This is a genomic window from Sulfuricella sp., from assembly GCA_041651995.1.
GTDB lineage: Bacteria > Pseudomonadota > Gammaproteobacteria > Burkholderiales > Sulfuricellaceae > Sulfurimicrobium.
Genome location: JBAZID010000013.1, coordinates 16,146 through 33,774 on the forward strand (window position 1 = coordinate 16,146; position 17,629 = coordinate 33,774).

11 protein-coding genes are annotated in these 17,629 nt (G+C 58.9%); 2 read left to right on the forward strand and 9 right to left on the reverse strand.

The genetic code is table 11. The annotated features are described in order from the left end of the window. Nucleotides 1-14 precede the first annotated feature (14 nt). The 5 genes from WC392_13170 to WC392_13190 are packed head-to-tail and all read right to left on the reverse strand — an operon-like array spanning nt 15 to nt 5,593. Nucleotides 15-326, reverse strand: a complete 312-nt coding sequence (locus WC392_13170; GenBank protein ID MFA5243314.1) for a DUF2288 domain-containing protein — start codon at nt 324-326, stop codon at nt 15-17. A gap of 57 nt (nt 327-383) precedes the next feature. After that, the gene (locus WC392_13175; protein ID MFA5243315.1) at nt 384-2,003 is read right to left on the reverse strand and encodes an NAD(P)/FAD-dependent oxidoreductase; all 1,620 of its coding nucleotides are present in this window, start codon (nt 2,001-2,003) and stop codon (nt 384-386) included. A 16-nt stretch (nt 2,004-2,019) separates the two neighbouring features. Beyond that, a complete protein-coding gene (locus tag WC392_13180) occupies nt 2,020-2,793 on the reverse strand; it encodes a DUF4197 domain-containing protein (GenBank protein ID MFA5243316.1) in 774 nt (257 codons plus the stop codon). A gap of 36 nt (nt 2,794-2,829) precedes the next feature. Beyond that, nucleotides 2,830-3,306 (reverse strand): DUF1854 domain-containing protein, encoded by a 477-nt coding sequence (locus WC392_13185; protein MFA5243317.1) that lies wholly within the window; start codon nt 3,304-3,306, stop codon nt 2,830-2,832. After that, nucleotides 3,299-5,593, reverse strand: a complete 2,295-nt coding sequence (locus tag WC392_13190; protein ID MFA5243318.1) for an ABC transporter ATP-binding protein — start codon at nt 5,591-5,593, stop codon at nt 3,299-3,301. Before WC392_13190 ends, WC392_13185 begins: the two co-directional genes overlap by 8 nt. Before the next feature lie 209 nt (nt 5,594-5,802). Between WC392_13190 and cphA (WC392_13195) the strand changes: the two genes are divergently transcribed. Both cphA (WC392_13195) and cphA (WC392_13200) read left to right on the forward strand, forming a co-directional pair. Then, a complete protein-coding gene (cphA, locus tag WC392_13195; protein MFA5243319.1) occupies nt 5,803-7,920 on the forward strand; it encodes a cyanophycin synthetase in 2,118 nt (705 codons plus the stop codon). Between the two features lie 58 nt (nt 7,921-7,978). After that, complete coding sequence (cphA, locus tag WC392_13200) at nt 7,979-10,543, forward strand: cyanophycin synthetase (GenBank protein ID MFA5243320.1); 2,565 nt, start codon at nt 7,979-7,981, stop codon at nt 10,541-10,543. Nucleotides 10,544-10,555: 12 nt separating this feature from the next. Here the strand turns inward: cphA (WC392_13200) and WC392_13205 are convergent, their stop codons facing one another. Genes WC392_13205 through WC392_13220 form a run of 4 tightly spaced genes read right to left on the reverse strand, consistent with a single transcriptional unit; the run spans nt 10,556 to nt 17,546 of the window. Continuing rightward, a complete protein-coding gene (locus WC392_13205; GenBank protein MFA5243321.1) occupies nt 10,556-12,964 on the reverse strand; it encodes a VanZ family protein in 2,409 nt (802 codons plus the stop codon). Nucleotides 12,965-12,994: 30 nt separating this feature from the next. Further along, on the reverse strand, nt 12,995-15,301 hold the full coding sequence (locus WC392_13210) for an MMPL family transporter (protein MFA5243322.1): 2,307 nt from the start codon (nt 15,299-15,301) through the stop codon (nt 12,995-12,997). Between the two features lie 51 nt (nt 15,302-15,352). After that, nucleotides 15,353-16,669, reverse strand: coding sequence for a hypothetical protein (locus WC392_13215; GenBank protein MFA5243323.1), 1,317 nt, complete (start codon nt 16,667-16,669; stop codon nt 15,353-15,355). Between the two features lie 46 nt (nt 16,670-16,715). Continuing rightward, nucleotides 16,716-17,546, reverse strand: a complete 831-nt coding sequence (locus WC392_13220) for an outer membrane lipoprotein-sorting protein (GenBank protein ID MFA5243324.1) — start codon at nt 17,544-17,546, stop codon at nt 16,716-16,718. Between the last annotated feature and the right edge of the window lie 83 nt (nt 17,547-17,629).

Below are 17,629 nucleotides of genomic sequence, written 5' to 3' on the forward strand. Positions count from 1 at the left end.
AATCCTTTAAAGCCTTAGTTTATTCGTTGCTGCACCAGAACCCAGGGTTTCACCACCACCGACCATAACAGGGCATCGCTTTCCAGCCAGGTCATGGCCTGCTCGTCCGATACCTTGCCGAGCTTGTTCGCGGACATCCACTGTTCAATCTGCAACTTGTCGTCCGCCGATATCTGACATGCGACATCAAGCAGATCAAGTTCAGGACTCACTGTGATCACCGTACCACTTGCGAAAAAACGTAGCAATTCTTTCCAGGCAATCTGCGATGTTTCGAAATTGATTTTGGCGCGCAAGATTTCTTGCGGGTGGATAGCTGCGGTCACTTTGCTGGCGCTTTAAACTTTTCTGGGAAAATATTCAGGGCGTAATTATATACCTGATCATCCGGTTAGCGGTTGTTCATGTTGAATGATATCGAGGGCAACGGCTTCCGCAACCTTGATCCCGTCTATCGCGGCAGAGAGAATCCCCCCCGCATAGCCCGCTCCTTCGCCGGAAGGGTAGAGTCCTGCCGTGTTCAGGCTCTGGTAACTTTCCCCGCGCGTGATGCGCACCGGCGAGGAGGTGCGCGTCTCGACCCCGGTCAGCACCGCATCGTGCATGGAAAATCCCTTGATGTCCTTGTCGAAGGCGGGAATGGCTTCGCGCAGGGCTTCAATCACATAGTCCGGCAAAGCCGTGCCGAGGTCGCACAGATGTACGCCAGGTGTATACGAAGGCTGCACCGAGCCGAATTTCGTTGAGGCCTGGCCTTGCAGGAAGTCGCCGACCAGCTGGCCCGGCGCTTCATAATTGCGGCCGCCCAGCTCGAAGGCGCGCTCTTCCCATTTGCGCTGGAACTCGATGCCTGCCAGCGGGCCGCCCGGATAATCCTCGGGCGTGATGCCCACCACGATACCGCTGTTGGCATTGCGTTCGCTGCGCGAATACTGGCTCATACCGTTGGTCACCACGCGCCCCGGCTCGGAGGCGGCGGCCACCACCTGGCCGCCGGGGCACATGCAGAAGCTGTACACCGAGCGCCCGTTCCTGCAATGGTGGACCAGCTTGTAATCTGCCGCGCCGAGCAGCGGGTTGCCGGCGTTCTTGCCGAGGCGGCAGCGGTCGATGAGCGACTGCGGATGTTCGATGCGAAAGCCGATGGAAAAAGGCTTGGCTTCCATGTACACGCCGCGTTGATGCAGCATCTGGACCGTGTCACGCGCGCTGTGGCCGATGGCCATGACGAGGTGATCGGTGGCGATGCGCTCGCCGCTGGCAAGTACCACGCCGCGCACCTTGCCGTTCTCGATTTCGATATCGTCCACGCGGCTCTGGAAGCGGATTTCGCCGCCGAGTTCGAGGATGGTGGCGCGCATTTTCTCGACCATGCTCACCAAGCGGAAAGTGCCGATGTGCGGCTTGCTGACGTAGAGGATTTCCTCCGGGGCGCCGGCCTTGACGAATTCGGTCAGCACTTTCCGGCCGTAGTGCTTGGGGTCCTTGATCTGGCTGTGCAGCTTGCCGTCGGAAAAGGTGCCCGCGCCGCCTTCGCCGAACTGCACGTTGGATTCAGGGTTGAGCACGCCCTTGCGCCACAGGCCGAAAGTGTCCTTGGCGCGCTCGCGCACGGCCTTGCCGCGTTCCAGGATGATCGGACGAAACCCTGACTGCGCCAGGATCAGGGCGGCAAACAGTCCCGCCGGGCCCATCCCGGCCACGACCGGGCGCGACTTCAGGATCTTTGGCGCCTGGGCCACGAACTGGTAACGGGTGTCCGGGGAAGGTGAGAGGTGGCGGTCGTTTTTCAGGCGCTTCTGAATCGCCGCTTCATTTTTCACCTCGACATCCAGTGTGTAGGCGAACAGGATGGCATCTGGCTTGCGCGCGTCATAGCCGCGGCGGGCAATGGTGTAGCCGGTCAGATCGCTTGCCGGAATATCCAGCCTTTTGAGGATGGCCGCCTGAATTTCGCCTTCAGGATGGGCAATGGGGAGTTTTATTTCGGTTAATCGCAACATGTTTTAAGAGTTTCGCCTATCTTCCAGAAACCGCGCCAAAGACCTTCTGCAGCAGGGTGCTGCCCGCCTGCATGGGGTTGGCGCGCAGCGCGCGCTCCTGCTCGCCGATCACCTTGTAGAGACGGTCCAGCGTCTGCTGGGTCACGTACTGCTCGACCGTGGCCTGGTTCTTGTCGAGTGCGCCAAACTGGGCGGCTGTCCCGGCATATTTGTTGTACTGCTGGGCGAGGCCTGCCCGGTCAGTGGTCTTTTTGACGATGGGGCCGAAGCGTTTGGTCAGTTCGGTTTCGGTCTTCCTGCGAAAAAAGTCCGTGGCGGCGGTGTCGCCTCCGGTGAGAATGCCTTTGGCGTCCTGCAGCGACATTTCCCTGACCGACTTGACCAGCAGGGTTTTCGCCTCCGGCACGGCGGCCTCCGCGGCGCGGTTCATCGACAATACCAGTTCGTCCGCCTGGTTGCCCATGCCCATCATGCGCATGGCTTTCTCGGCTTTTTTCAGACCGGAAGGCAGGGGGATTCTGAGCGCCTCGTTGCCAAAGAAACCATCCTGTTTGCCGAGCTGGGCCACGGCAGCTTCGGAGCCGCGGGTCAGTGCTTCCTTGAGGCCGGAGTTGATTTCGGCGGGCTTGAGCTGGTCGACGCTGCCGCTCCCGGCGGCAGGGGCAGAAGCAGAAGCTGGCTGGCTGGTGCCGCCTTTTTCCATTGCACCTTTCAGCGCGCCTTCGAGGTCAAAGGCATGAGCGGGAATGCTGAAAGCCAGGGCGGTGATTGCTGCTGTCAATTTGTTCATCTCGACTTCTCCTTGATTGGGTCCGGCGCTAACCTGCTACAGGAATCGATCCAGCAATTTGCGGCTATGCTTGTCCAGTGCATGAATGTCGCGCACCAGAAAATGGATGCTGTGGCTGTCCGCAATCAGCAAGGTGGTGGTGCCGATGCGGCGGATGTCGTCTTCCGCCTTGAGCACGAAGGAGGCGTCGCCACGGTCGGTTGCAACCTGCCAGGTGCTGGGCGTGGCAAAGCTGGAAACGCTGCGAATGCTGCGAATTTCGGGCATGAATTCCCGGCTGGCCAGTTCCTCTTCCACCAGCATGCGTTCTGCATCCGGCAGCTCTTCCAGTGAGTCGAGCCAGACCAGTTCGTGACCTTCGGCGCTCACCAGCGAAATGCCGGACTCGGGCGCCTGAATGGGGAAGGCGCGGACCGGGACAACGCCCTCGTGCACTTCTCCACCGCTGCGGCTGAAAACCAGCCGTCCGAAGGCATTGCGAGTGAGATGAAAATCATCCTGGTGTTTATCCATGGGTTTTTGGCTCCACTGCAACGGCTTTCGTTTCATCCATGTCGGTATCGACGTTGCGCGCCTGCGCCTGGTAAAGCCGATAGTATGCGCCCTGGCGCGCCATCAATTCTTCGTGCGGGCCGATTTCGACAACCTTTCCACGATCCATGACCACCAGGCGGTCGGCCTGGCGCAGGGTGGAGAGGCGGTGGGCAATGGCGATGGTGGTTCGTCCGCGCACCAGGTTGTCGAGGGCCTTCTGGATTTCCTTCTCGGTCTCGGTATCGACGGACGAGGTAGCCTCGTCGAGGATGAGAATGCGCGGATCGATGAGCAGCGCGCGGGCGATGGAAATGCGCTGCCGTTCGCCGCCGGACAGGCCCTGGCCGCGCTCGCCCACCAGCGAATCATAGCCATGCGGCAGGCGCAGAATGAATTCGTGCGCATGCGCGGCGCGGGCAGCGGCGACGATTTCCTCGCGGCTCGCATCCGGTTTGCCGTAGGCGATATTCTCGGCAATGGTGCCGAAAAACAGGAAGGGCTCCTGCAAGACCAGCCCGATATGGCGCCGGTATTCGGCGACCGGCAGGGAACGGATATCCACGCCATCCACCCGGATTGCGCCTTCAGAGAGGTCGTAAAAGCGGCAGATCAGGTTGACCAGGGAGCTCTTGCCAGATCCGCTGTGGCCCACCAGGCCGATCATTTCGCCGGGCTGGATGGTCAGGTCCACGCCGCGGATGACCGCACGGTTGCCATAACGGAAACCGGCATCGCGGATCTCGATTTGGCCGGAGAGTTGGGCGAGGTGAACCGGATGGGACGGCTCGGGCACGCTGGAGACATGGTCCAGAATGTCGAAAATGCGCTTGGCGCCGGCAGCGGCTTTCTGCGTCACGGAAACAATGCGGCTCATCGAGTCCAGGCGCCCATAGAAGCGGCCTATATAGGCAAGGAATGCAGTCAGCGTGCCGACCGTGATGTCGTTATGGGAGACTTGCCAGATGCCGAAGGCCCACACCACCAGCAGCCCCATTTCAGTCAGCAGGGAAACCGTGGGTGAAAATAGCGACCAGGTTTTGTTGAGTTTGTCGTTGATCAGCAGGTTGTGCCGGTTGGCTTCGCGGAAGCGCAGCGCTTCGCGCTTTTCCTGGGCGAAAGCCTTGACCACGCGGATGCCGGGTATGGTGTCGGCCAGCACGCTGGTGACTTCGCCCCATACCCGGTCGATTTTTTCGAAGCCGGTGCGCAGGCGGTCGCGCACCACGTGAATCATCCAGGCGATCAAAGGCAGCGGGAGCAGGGTGACCAGCGCCAGCCAGGGGTTGATGGAAAACAGGATGATTGCGGTCATGCCTATCATCAGCACATCGGTGATGAAATCCAGCGCATGCAGCGAAAGGAACACGCTGAGCCGGTCCGTTTCCGAACCGATGCGCGCCATCAGGTCGCCAGTGCGTTTGCCGCCAAAATATTCGAGCGACAGTTGCAGCAGGTGTTCATAGGTGGTGGTGCGCAAATCCGCGCTGATGCGCTCGGAAACCAGGGCGAGTATGTAGTTCTTGGCCCACCCCAGCCCCCATGAAACCAGTGCGGCGCCAAGCAATCCGGAGAGATACAGGGCAACCGTGCCGGGTTCGATCCGTTGGCCGTTCTGGAAGGGGATCAGCACCTCGTCCATCAGCGGCATGTAAAGATAGGGCGAGACCAGGGTTGCAGCCGTTGCGCCCAGCATGAGCAGGAATCCAAGCAGTAACTGCCCGCGATATGGCTTGGCAAACCGCCACAGGCGGAACAAGGTCCAGGTGGATGGCGGTGTATGGATTTCGCGGTGGCAAATCGGACATTCATCCACATCGGGCGGAATGGGTGCCTTGCAGTTGGGACAGACGCCTTCTTCAAGCGGGTTGATGCGACGCCCGGAAACGAGACTCTCGATTTGCTGTTCGAAGTGCCGGATCAGCCGCTGCGCTGCAATATTCTGCGACAGGGTGAAGCGCCAGCGGGCCAGGCGGCCATGGCCGTCATGCAGCTCCAGCGTGCCAACGCCGGCATGATCGGTGTGCTGGAGAGCAAGGCCGGCCCGAAAAGGCCAGTCCTGCCAGGCCATCTCGCCGGGTAATCTGGCCAGAATACGGTGGTTGGTCAAAAGCAGCAGGCCGGGCGAAAAATGTAGCCGGGTGTCGAGATCCACTTCCATCCAGGCGAGGATTTCTTCGCCGCCGGAGAGTCGCGATTCGACTTCGGTGCGCCAGGCGGCAGGCAGGTTTTGAGTGCCTGAAACAGCAAGCAGGGGATCAGTTTTCATGGTGACGAGTTTACTGCTCTTGCCCGCAAGAGTACAGTTATGGGCGCTTTGGAACGGGGCTTCTGCATTACGTCCATGATGTCTGGAGAATCTTTTTTTGGCAGGTAAACCGAAAACCCTTTACGGCGTTAATATGGCCTTGGTCCGTGTTGAATTTGACCGGCCCGTCTCCCCAAAATCATCGTCTTGAAAATATGGAAAAGTTCGACATGGAATTTCTCAAAATCCTGTCTCTGCGCGGGCCGAATATTTGGACCTATCGCCCGGCTCTTGAAGCGTGGGTGGATATCGGCGCACTGGAGGATTCACCTTCCAACACCCTCCCCGGTTTTTACGAGCGCCTGTTGTCCTGGCTGCCCTCACTGATCGAGCATCACTGCGGTGTCGGCGAGCGTGGCGGTTTTATGTTGCGGGTGCGCGAAGGTACCTGGGCGGGTCACATTCTCGAACATGTCACACTGGAGCTGCAGAACCTGGCCGGCATGCAGAGCGGCTTCGGCAAGGCGCGTAGCACCCCGGTGCGCGGTGTTTACAAGGTTGTGGTGCGTTCGCGCCATGAGGAAGTGAGCCGCGCCTGCCTGAATGCCGCCCGCGACCTGATCCTGGCCGCAATCGAAGACCGCCCCTTTGATGTGCCCGCTACCATTGCGCGGCTGCGCGATCTGGCCGATTCCCTGTGCATCGGGCCGAGTACGGCGTGCATTGTCGATGCGGCTACCGAGCGGGGTATTCCGTCGATCCGCCTGACCGATGGCAACTTGATGCAGCTGGGCTATGGCGTTCGCCAGCGCCGTATCTGGACAGCCGAAACCGATCAGACCAGCGCCATCGCCGAAGGCATCGCAAGCGACAAGGATTTGACCAAGACTCTGTTGCAGGCCTGTGGCGTTCCGGTTCCAGAGGGACGGGTGGTGGATAGCCCGGAAGATGCCTGGGAGGCGGCCGAGGACATTGGCGTTCCCGTGGTGGTAAAGCCTTCCGATGGCAATCACGGACGCGGCGTCTCTGCCGAATTGATGACGCGGGAAGAGGTCGAGGCAGCCTATGGCATCGCGCTCAATGAGGGCAGCGAGGTGATGGTCGAGCGCTTCGTGCGCGGCGACGAACACCGCCTGTTGGTGGTGGCAGGGCGCCTTGCGGCAGCGACGCGTGGCGAGTCTGTTACCGTTACTGGAGATGGGCGTTCGAGTATTGCCGAACTGATCGACAGCCAGCTCAATACCGACCCGCGACGCGGTGCAACGGAGGATTTCCCGCTCGATGTGATCATCCTGGACAAGGAACCGTCTATCGGATTCGAAATCGCGCGCCAGGGTTTTACCCCCGATTCGATCCCGCCCCTCGGCAAGAAGGTGATGGTCCAGCGTAACGGCAACGTGGCTTTTGATGTCACGGACCGGGTCCATCCCGATGTCGCTGCCACCGTCTCGCTCGCCGCCCGTATCGTGGGGCTGGATATTGCCGGGATCGATCTGGTTGCCGAGGACATCTCGCGACCGCTCGAGGAGCAGCGCGGCGCCATTGTCGAGGTCAATGCCGGCCCCGGCCTGCTCATGCACCTCAAACCGGCAAGCGGCGAGCCGCGCCCCGTGGGTATGGCCATTCTCGATAGCCTGTTCCCGCCTGGCGAAAGTGGACGTATTCCCGTCGTCGGCATCACGGGCAGCAGCGGGACCAGCCTGGTTGCACGCATCGTGGCGTGTCTGCTGCACCTGAGCGGAAAGCGCGTGGGCCTGGCCTGCAGCGACGGTCTCTTTCACGACCAAAGGCTGGTTGAAACGGGGAATCGCGCCAACTGGACAGCCGCGCGCAAGCTGCTGTTGAACCGGGTAGGCGAGGCGGCGGTGATCGAAAATGGCAGCGATGTGATTCTGGGCGAGGGTCTGGCTTACGACCGCTGCCAGATTGGCGTGGTCACGGGGATTGACCCGGCCCGGCACTTTGGAAAGTTTTACATCGAGACGCCAGAGCAGGTGTTCAACGTGTTGCGCACCCAGGTTGACGTGGTGCTTCCGGACGGCGTCGCGGTGCTGAACGGAAACGACCCGCTGGTGGTTGACATGGCGCCGCTGTGTGATGGAGAGGTGATGTTCTTTGGCGTCGAGCCGGAGGCTCCGGCCATGGTTGAACATTTGTCCCGGGGCAAGCGCGCGGTCATTCTGCGCGATGGCTTTCTGGTGCTTGCGACGGGCAATCAGGAAGTTCGGCTTTTCGAGCTTGCCGGGAACGCGCAGATCGAGAATATACTGGCGGCGGTCGGTGTGGCCTGGGCATTGGATTTATCCCCGGACCTGATTCGTGCCGGGATCGAATCCTTCGAGGTCTAGAGCGTAAAACCGCGAAAATTTCTCGATAATAATACTGGGTAACATTAGGAAACCATTCATGGAAGTATCACGTATCCGGGCACTGCGCGGCCCCAACCTGTGGAGCAAGCGGACTGCGATTGAGGCCATCGTCTCGTGCAGTGAGTGCCTGATTGAGAATATGTCTGGCTTCGAACTCAGATTGCGCGCGCGTTTCCCGGAAATTGGCTCCCTGCAGCCAGCGGGCCATGAAGAGGCGATCTCGATGGCGCATGCACTGACGCTCGCCACTCTTGGCCTGCAGGTGCAGGCAGGTTGCCCGGTCACATTCAGCCGCACCGCAACGACGACCGAGGAGGGCGTATTCCAGGTCGTGGTTGAATATAGCGAGGAGAAAGTGGCACGGCTCGCGTTCGATCTGGCGCAAGAGCTTTGCCGCGCGGCAGCAGCGGATTCCCCCTTTGATCTTGACGCTGCATTGGCGCGCCTGCGTGAACTGGACGAGGACGAGCGGCTCGGCCCCAGCACCGGCGCCATTGTTCAGGCCGCGCATGCGCGCGGGATTCCCAGCCGGCGCCTGACCTCCGGCAGCATGGTGCAGTTCGGCTGGGGCAGCCGCCAGCGCCGCATCCAGGCGGCCGAGACCGACCGCACCAGCGCCATTTCGGAAGCCATCGCGCAGGACAAGGAACTGACCAAGATGCTGCTCGATGCGGCCGGGGTGCCCGTTCCGCAAGGCCGTCCGGTGTCCGATGCCGAGGATGCCTGGGCAGCCGCCTGTGAAATCGGCGGCCCGGTGGTGGTCAAGCCGCGTGACGGCAATCAGGGCAAAGGGGTAGCGGTCAACGTGGAGACCCGCGAACGGGTTCTGGCTGCCTATGCGGCTTCGTCTGAAATCAGCTCGGACATCATGGTCGAGCGTTATGTGCCCGGCTACGACTTCCGTCTGCTGGTGGTGGGGAACCATCTTGTGGCTGCGGCTCGTCGCGATCCTCCCCATGTGATCGGCGATGATGTTCATACCGTTCGCGAACTGGTGGAGCAGGTCAACAGTGACCCGCAGCGCGGCGAGGGGCATGCAACATCACTGACCAAGATCCGCTTTGACGATATCGCCCTGGCAACGCTCGCCACCCAGGGCTACGACGCGGATGCGGTGCCACCCAAGGGCGCGCGCGTGTTGTTGCGCAACAATGCCAACCTGAGCACGGGCGGTTCGGCCACCGATGTGACAGACGATGTCCACCCCGATCTGGCTGTACGTGCCGTGGCTGCGGCACAGATGATCGGCCTCGATATCTGTGGCATAGACATGGTGTGCGATGGCGTTCACCGGTCGCTCGAAGAGCAGGGCGGAGCCGTCATCGAAGTCAACGCGGCGCCCGGTCTGCGCATGCACATCGCGCCCTCGTTTGGCAAGGGACGGGCGGTCGGCGAGGCGATTATTGCCAATATGTTCGGTGAGGGGGAGGATGGCCGCATTCCCGTGGTTACGGTGGCCGGAACCAATGGCAAAACCACTACCGTGCGCCTGATTTCGCACCTGCTGGGCCAGAAAGGGCTGCGCGTCGGCATGACCAACTCGGATGGCGTCTATATCGAGGGAAAACGCATCGATACCGGCGATTGCAGCGGCCCCAAGAGCGCACGCACCGTGCTGCTCCATCCCAACGTCGATGCTGCCGTGCTGGAAACCGCGCGCGGCGGCGTGCTGCGCGAGGGTTTGGCTTTCGATCGCTGCAATGTGGCGGTGGTCACCAATATCGGCATGGGGGATCACCTTGGCCTCAGCTATATCAGCACCGTCGAGGATCTGGCCGTGGTCAAGCGGGTCATCGTCGAGAATGTGGCTGCCAGCGGCGTCGCGGTTCTCAACGCAGCGGACCCGATCGTGGTCAAGATGGCGGATTCCTGCCCGGGGTCGGTGACTTTTTTCACCAGCGACCCGCATCATCCGGTCATGGCCACCCAGCGCGCGCGCGGACTGCGCGTGGTGTTTGTGGACGGCAAGGACATCGTGGCAACCGAAGGCAGCTTCGAGCATCGCATTCCCCTGGCGCAGATCCCGCTTACCCGCAACGGCACCATCGGTTTCCAGGTCGAGAACGCCATGGCGGCCACCGCCGCCGCCTGGGCACTGGGGCTGGACTGGGAGATCGTCCACGCTGGCATGGCGACCTTCATCAGCGATGCGGCCACCGCGCCGGGTCGTTTCAATCTCTTCGACTACCGCGGCGCGACCCTGATCGCCGACTACGGACACAATCCCGATGCCATTCAGGCGCTGGTCAAGGCAATCGGCCACATGCCGTCCGAAAAGCGGGTGGTGGTGATCAGCGGCGCGGGTGACCGGCGTGATGAGGATATCCGCGACCAGACCCGGATTCTGGGTGAAGCCTTCGATGAAGTGATCCTCTATCAGGATCAGTGCCAGCGCGGCCGTGCCGACGGCGAGGTGCTGGCGCTTCTGCGTCAGGGCCTGGAAAATTCCAGCCGCACCAAGGCAATCGAGGAAGTCCGTGGCGAATTTCTGGCCATCGACACCGCCCTGGCGCGGCTGTGCGCCGGGGATCTGTGCCTGATTCTGATCGATGATGTGGATGCCGCGCTGGAACACATCGCCAAGCGGGTTGCTGAAGGCTGAGCCGCCGGTTTTTCAGGCAATGGGTCTTTTAAATCGTGAGGGCTTTTCGGTTCTGGTGCTGGGTTGTTTTGACTCGCATGCGTTGTGGCCCAGGAATGGTGCCTGGCTGGCAGCAATAGCGAAAAGCAATATCCCATGTGCGAACCCATAGCGCAGTAGCAGTTCCATGGGTGTTGCATAGTGAGCCCTGTCCTGGCTCAAAAGAAACTGGAAAGCGGAAAATACTTGGCCGTATTTGATGATGTAGGGTTCAAAGCCAGCGTGCAGAGCGAGGTAAGCCAGAGGAAACGAGACAATACTCCATAGTACTCCTCGCATGGTGCCTGAACGCATGCCGGAGCCGAGCGCACCGGCCAGTTGAGCGCCTGCCAGGGCAAGCATGAACAAACCGGCCGTGACCCACAGAAATGTCATTGGTGTTCCGCCCCCGGCAAGAAGCTCGGTCAGATTGTCTGTTGCAGCGTAGCGAATTACCACGACATAGATAACCGGCAACAAGGCCAGCGTAGCGACTGACCATGCCCAGATAAAGCCACCTGCTTTAGGCAGCCAGGATCGCAATGTGATAAATCCTGCCCCAAATGAAACCACAGACCAGAGCGCGAACAAGCTGACAAAACGTCCGATCGACTCCCATTCCCAAGGCCAGTCCAGAATGGGCGAGCCGACGATTTTATGGATCATTTCGAGGGGCGCTGACATGCGCAGCAGAAACCAGGCGACGAGACCGTGAAGCAGCAGATAGGCGGGCAGATATTCAGGCCGTTGCGAGCCTGTTGTCAGATATTTGGCTGCCCAGGCCGGGAAGCCAAATATCCATGCAACAGCGCACGCGAGGGCCAGGGAAGACAAGACGGGGTGCTCTTGTCCGATCAGTTTGCGTACGTTGTAGGGTACCGCAGGGATATACGTTGCAGCCAGGAGCAGCAAAGCAAGCCCCAGCACTAATCCTCCTGCAAACAACCATGGACTATGGCGAGGTGCCGATATGGCAGGTGCAGTTCGTACTCGCAGGTGACGCATGGACATAATTCGCCATGTGAGTGCGCAGCCTGCCCAACCCCCTGCCATTTCCAATACCCAGTCAGTCAGGTCGGCGAATTTGCCGGGCAGGAATAGCTGGCCTACTTCCACTGAGCCAGCAACGATACCTGCGCTTGCCAAGGCGGCCATCTTCCAGAGAGAGGGGGGCCCGGAGCGGATTCTGCCCGCAAGCAAGGCGAGCAGTATACCCAGCGGAAAAAAGAACCCGATCTTGTGCAATACTTCAGTCACTGCCCGGTATTCAGTGCCGAAGTAATAGATGGCAAGAGGTATCCGGGTTGTTGCCTCGGTAAGCCGGCTGTGCAAGAACGCCCCATCAGTTCGAAAATCGAAGGGATACCAGAACACGGCAAATATCAGGGCTAGCCAGAGGAGTATCCCTGCGATTAATCCGCTGGGGTTGCCCGCTACTTTTGCCTGTTTTACAGCAGGTTCTTCGGCTCGCCATCGAATAGCCAGCCATATCCCGATAGCAGAACCCAAACTGCCGGTGAGAATGTCGGTAGTGTCTGTGACGCGGGTGTAAACAAAAATCTGGAGAAACTCGATCATGGCCGCCGCGGCAGTCAGTTCGAGCCAGATTCGTTTTGCATTGTGTCTGGCGGTAAGGCTCGCCAGTACACCGGCTGGAACCCATATCAACACATCCGTGAGAAAGCCGTAGAATCGTTGTGCAAGCCCGGCCTGTCCGTTGGTGAAGGGAATGAAGACAATTCGCCCTTCATGCCACTTGTGATAGATCTCTACCGGGCTGATGGTCAGATCCAGCGGCAGGAGGTTATAGCCGAACAACAGAAACAGGTAGCCGTAGAGAAGCCGTTGGGCGAGATCCATTGCTCCTTTGACGGCTCGCCAGCCCAAATACCATCGGGTCACAGCTGCCCCGATTACCCACCAAAGAGAGACGCCTATAAAGGCACCGAGGGTTTCTGCGTAAATATCGTTCAGCGAAACGGTGCGGGGCGGGAAAAAGATCTGGGTAAACTCGATGCCAATACTTAGGCTCGCGCAGGCCGCAAGCACGAAGAGGGTTGCGGCAATCCGCCAGAAAATGTTTTTTCCGTGCCACAACACGGACAGCCAGATAAATGCCAGGGGTATGAACAGCAGAATGTTTGCCACCCAGTCGGCGCGGGATCCAATCCCCAGATTAAGGTAGCGAATGTTACGAAAAAGCGCCCAGGCTTCTTCCCACGGGTGCTGCTGGAATTGCAGCGGAACCAGGCTGCCGTAAATGACAAAGGCTGTATACGCGAATGCAGGTAACAGCAGGATGTAACGCATCCGGGTGCGATCCGGTTTTTCAGGGCCGGAAATCCGATCGTGCTGAGCCGGCGGGTTCGAATGCGGCTTCCGGGTAATTTGAATTTCAGGCACGACGGTCATCCGGGTAAATGGATAATCTGTTTAAACCGCCGCCAGCCGATGGCGAATCTTCAAACGGCTCCAGAGCACAATCAGTGCCGGCAGCAGGAGCAGTTCCAATAATTGCCCGGCCAGCAGGCCAGCGGAGGTGAGCAGGCCGAAATGAGAAGTTGGCTGGAAACTTGAGCTGACCAGCAACATGAACTGGGCTACCAGCAGGATCGAGATGGCAACCACGGCGCGTCCGGATGCTTCAAAGCTGCGCGCAAGGGAGAAAACGACGCCGCGGCCTTTGTGCCGGCGCTCAAGGTAGTTGTGAAAGAAGTGGATGGTGTCGTCCACTGTGATGCCGAGCACTACGCTGGCGATCAGGACTGTGGCCATGTCCAGGTGAATGCCCGTTGAACCCATTACGACAAAAATGAAAACGAGAGGGGCCAGGTTGGGCAGCATGCTGATGACAGCGGCTGGAACCGAGCGCCAAAGAAAAAGCATGATCAGGAAAATCTGGCCGAATGCGCCCATGAAACTGTGTTGCTGGCCGACTACCAGGAGGTCTTCCTGATCCGAGAACAGGCGGCCGCTACCGGCAATTTGCCAGGTGATGCCAGGCGCCTCGATTTTTGCCAGGCGTGCTTCGATCTTTTCTATCACGGCCTGGATGGCATTGGCGCCATGCACATTCACATTGAGCAGGATGCGGGTGCGCTGGTATTCGTTGTTGACCAGTTCCTGCAAATCCCTGCCGTCGTAAATCAGCAGCAACTGGCTGAGCAATTTATTGTTGTGCGGGAGCGTGCGGGCAGACGCCTCCTCACCGCTGAAAGCCCAGTTCATTTCTTCCACGATGTCCATCATCGACAGGGTGCGGTCAACTTCCGGCAGTGTTTCCGCCCATTCCTGCACGGATTTGAGCAGTTTCAGACGGTCTGCATCCTTGAATGCATCCCGGCCTGGGCCATCGACGACAATTTCCAATGCAGTGACGCCTACCAGGCGTTCTTCGATCATTTGTGTGGATTTTGTAAGCGGGTGGGATGCGTCGAAAAATTTGAGCAGGTCAGACTCGGTTTGCACCTTGAAGATTTGCGGGGTGGCCAGGACCGCTAACAGGGCGATTCCAGCCGCAACCCAGGCGGCATGGCGCATGCCAAAGCTGGCAATGCCATAAGAGATGCGTTTGGTCCAGGCAAGGCCGCTACTCTTTTTCGGCCAATGGCCACGATCATATTTAACCAGCAGGGGGGGCACCAGATAGATCACCACCAGGTAAATCATCAAGGTGCCAAAGGCGCTGACCACGCCGAAAACCTGAATCGGCGGAATGGGCACCAGAACCAGGCTGATCATGCCTGCCGCAGTGCTGAGCATGTTGAATAGAGCGGGTTTGTGCATGAACTGCATGGCGAAGATAACGCGCTTGGGGCTGCGGAATCCTGCTTTGCGCATGCGTTGCAAAGCCGCATACAGATGCAGCATGTTGCCTATCGTGTAGGCGGAGAGCAGGGTGGGAACCATGGCCGTGACCAATGTGTAGGGTTTTCCCATGGCCGAAATCAGCGCGACGCAGCTGACCGTCACGGTGCTCATGGCCACTGCACCGATGATGACCGGCGGGAGGCGCCCCACGACCCACAGCAGCAACAGCAGGCCCAGAAGCACCACCAGGGGTGTAAACAGGATGCTGTCATGCAGCATGGAGCGCATTTCGGCTGCGTCCAGCGCGACCGGGCCGGCCACCGCAACCAATTTTTCCGCCAGTTTTTCTGCCTTCACCGCCGCGTGAAAAGCTGCTTCAATTGCCGTGCGCTGGCGGCTTTCTTCAAGTTTTTTTGTGCGCACGATGAGCGCCAGGGAAGAGCCGTCCTTCGATGCCAGCCAGCCGGGTATGAAGCGGTCCTGCATGACATGGGCTTTGCGTTCTTCCGCAGTGGTGTCATCCAGTTTTTCCGGATCTATCAGGCGTTCGACCGTGAAACCGTCCGCACTGCTGGCGATATGGTCGACATTGGTGACGGAAAAAACCCGCTCCACATCCGGGATTTTTTCCATGCGCTGGCTGACCCGGTCAATTGCCGCAAGAAACTCCTTTGAATACAGATCGCTTCCGGTGAAGAGGCCGATGAGTATTTCATCGCTTGGAAATTCCGCGCGTAATTGTCTCTCCAGAACAGAGGCAGGGGAGTCCTTGGGAAAATATAGCTCGGGTGCGTTATTGAATTCCAGGCGCAGCAGGAAGGCGCCGGCCACCAGGTGAATAAGCACGATTAAACTGATGGCAGTCTTCAGGCTGAGCAGCCTGGGTTGCATCAGCTTTCTGAGAAAGTCATCCATGGTGATTTTTAGCATGCTCAAGCTGGCATCATTTTGAAGGCGTCAGTCACAGTCGCTCATGAATAATCAGAACTTAGCCTGCCAACCCAGTGCGATCAGGTCGTTTTTCTCGTAATAACCACCCAGGGTCTGCGTTGCGCCGCTGAACAGATGCGCAGCCAGATAGATTTCATGCTGGTCGATGCCCAGATAGGAAAGTTTGGGGTTCAAATAAAAATCGCGTTTATCAAGTCCGACCGAAAAACGCAGATTGGCGCGCCAGTTTCCTGATGCAAAGGTGTGCTCAAGTTCGCCGTTGAAATTGTAGAATTCATCCCGGTCCAGGATCGGCTCATCGGTGAAGGTCTTGTGGCCTGCCAGCTGCAAGGTGGCACGGGTCTCGCCATCGCCGGGGAAGAACTCGGTGCCCAGCACCAGATCAAATGCCTGCTCGGTCTGGAACTGGAATGTACTGGTGGTCACGGGCACATCGCTGCTCCAGGCCGCCTCCATGCGCCATGTCGCGCCCCCTTTTTGAGTTTCCAGTTCGCCGCCGGCTATCCAGCTGAAGGGGTGGACGCCCGTCAGCATGCCGGGCGACACCCGGTAATAGGGCTGCGATTGGCGTACTCTCTGCAGGCTGAAGCCATAGTCGAGCGCGCCGCCGGAATTGGTAAAGCGAATGCCGCCACCGCCGCTACCATACTTTTCCTCGCGCACCTGGGCGCCGATGATGCCCGGTACGCTGCCAATGCCAAGCAGGCGGCCATTGACCGTATCCAGAGGGTTCCAGACACTGTTCTCATCGGGAAGCACGGCAGATTCGAACGCCGGAAGCCATACCGCATCGATCTTGGCGTCGCCCGCAAAGTGCTCCATCCTCACGGCCGGCACGGCGCGGCGGCGTTCTGGCAGCTTATCCAGAATGATGCGGGAAAGATCAACCCGGCTCATGCGGTCGATCGGAGATATCTCATCCACCCGGCCCCATAGCACATTCTGCGTGCCCACCGTGATGCGTGCATCCTCACCGCGCCAGCGCAGGTAATTTTCCGTGTAATCCAGTTTTGCTCCGGAAAAGCCGGGGGTGCCGGATTGTCCATAAGCATCAAAGCGGGCACCCAGCACATATTCCCACTCTCCAGACTTGCCATTCGCACTGATAGCGCCATGCAACAGGGTGTCGCTCGACGCAGCAGGGTTATCGGTAAAAGCCCCCAGTTCTGCACGCAGATCGTCTATCTTGATCTTGACGCCGTCCTTGGCCGCTTTGCTGCGGGGATTTTTCTTGGCAGTGCCGAGCTTCGGCCCATCATCCAGACTTTGCTCATCAGAGGCATAGCCCAATGAGGCGACTCCAAGTGCAAGAGAAATGCCTGCCAAACCTGCTATGAAACGCGTCATGTCGCTGTCCTAGAAATATTGAAACGCTACAAAGTATGCGCCAAAATCATGGGCGGTAAGCCTCTTCAATGCTCTCGTCTTCCAACAACTGCTTGGTAAACAAGCGTGTTGGCAAACGGCGATCGTAAAGGATCTTTTCCACGGTCAGGCGAGTTTGATGTTCGTTGTCCAGGTCAGTCAGCGTGCTGTCCATCGCCGTCCAGTACCCCTGGATTTTTTCACGTTTCGTTACCAGCAAGCGTTTGCTGGGCTGATCTTCCTTCTTTTCGAAGAAATCGATGCGCAATGGAATCAAGGTCGCTGTATCGATCCAGCTGATCCGCCTGGCATAGACTGAATTGCCAAGCTTGAGCGGGGTGCTTTCCAGCATCTCACAGGCGATGCCCCCAAGGTTTTCCCGGCCAATGACGCGATGCGCGTCCATATTTACCTTGCGATCGCGCAAGTCTTCATAATAGTAATCTGAATTGACAAACCGGCCGCCTTTGCGATTGGAGTCGATCCGGCGTACCCGCTCCATGGCGGGCAGATAAATCCACTGACTGGAATCACCGTCGGCGGGATCAATGGTCAGCAAACCGGTCCCTTCAATGTCCGCCGGTTCGGTAAAGCGGATGAGCGTGGCTACTTCGCTCCCCTTTTCATCCTTGCGGTAGGTGATCATCTTGCGGATACGTGGGTTGCGGCCTTTCTCGGTAAGCGTCATGGTCAATGCGGAAGTGGCATCCTTGCCGTTGGGCCGGTCATAGACACGCTGGGCCAATTGATCTCCGGCGGCATCGGCCCACGCTGAAGCAGCCAGAAACAGGCTGGAGAATATCAATAGGGCATGCCGCATTGTTTTCAGGCCGATTGCCGCAGGTTCTGGACAGTTCATCTTTCCCTTTATTTCCTCGCGCTGGCGTAAAGATTCAAGTCCGGCACCAAATTTTACAGTACACGAGATATTTCCAGTAATGA

Bases quoted from the DNA above. Each gene is read 5' to 3' on its own strand.
- WC392_13175 (MFA5243315.1), bottom strand. From the start codon at position 2,003: ATGTTGCGATTAACCGAAATAAAACTCCCCATTGCCCATCCTGAAGGC.
- WC392_13180 (MFA5243316.1), bottom strand. From the start codon at position 2,793: ATGAACAAATTGACAGCAGCAATCACCGCCCTGGCTTTCAGCATTCCC.
- WC392_13185 (MFA5243317.1), bottom strand. From the start codon at position 3,306: ATGGATAAACACCAGGATGATTTTCATCTCACTCGCAATGCCTTCGGA.
- WC392_13190 (MFA5243318.1), bottom strand. From the start codon at position 5,593: ATGAAAACTGATCCCCTGCTTGCTGTTTCAGGCACTCAAAACCTGCCT.
- cphA (MFA5243319.1), top strand. From the start codon at position 5,803: ATGGAATTTCTCAAAATCCTGTCTCTGCGCGGGCCGAATATTTGGACC.
- cphA (MFA5243320.1), top strand. From the start codon at position 7,979: ATGGAAGTATCACGTATCCGGGCACTGCGCGGCCCCAACCTGTGGAGC.
- WC392_13210 (MFA5243322.1), bottom strand. From the start codon at position 15,301: ATGCTAAAAATCACCATGGATGACTTTCTCAGAAAGCTGATGCAACCC.
- WC392_13215 (MFA5243323.1), bottom strand. From the start codon at position 16,669: ATGACGCGTTTCATAGCAGGTTTGGCAGGCATTTCTCTTGCACTTGGA.
- WC392_13220 (MFA5243324.1), bottom strand. From the start codon at position 17,546: ATGAACTGTCCAGAACCTGCGGCAATCGGCCTGAAAACAATGCGGCAT.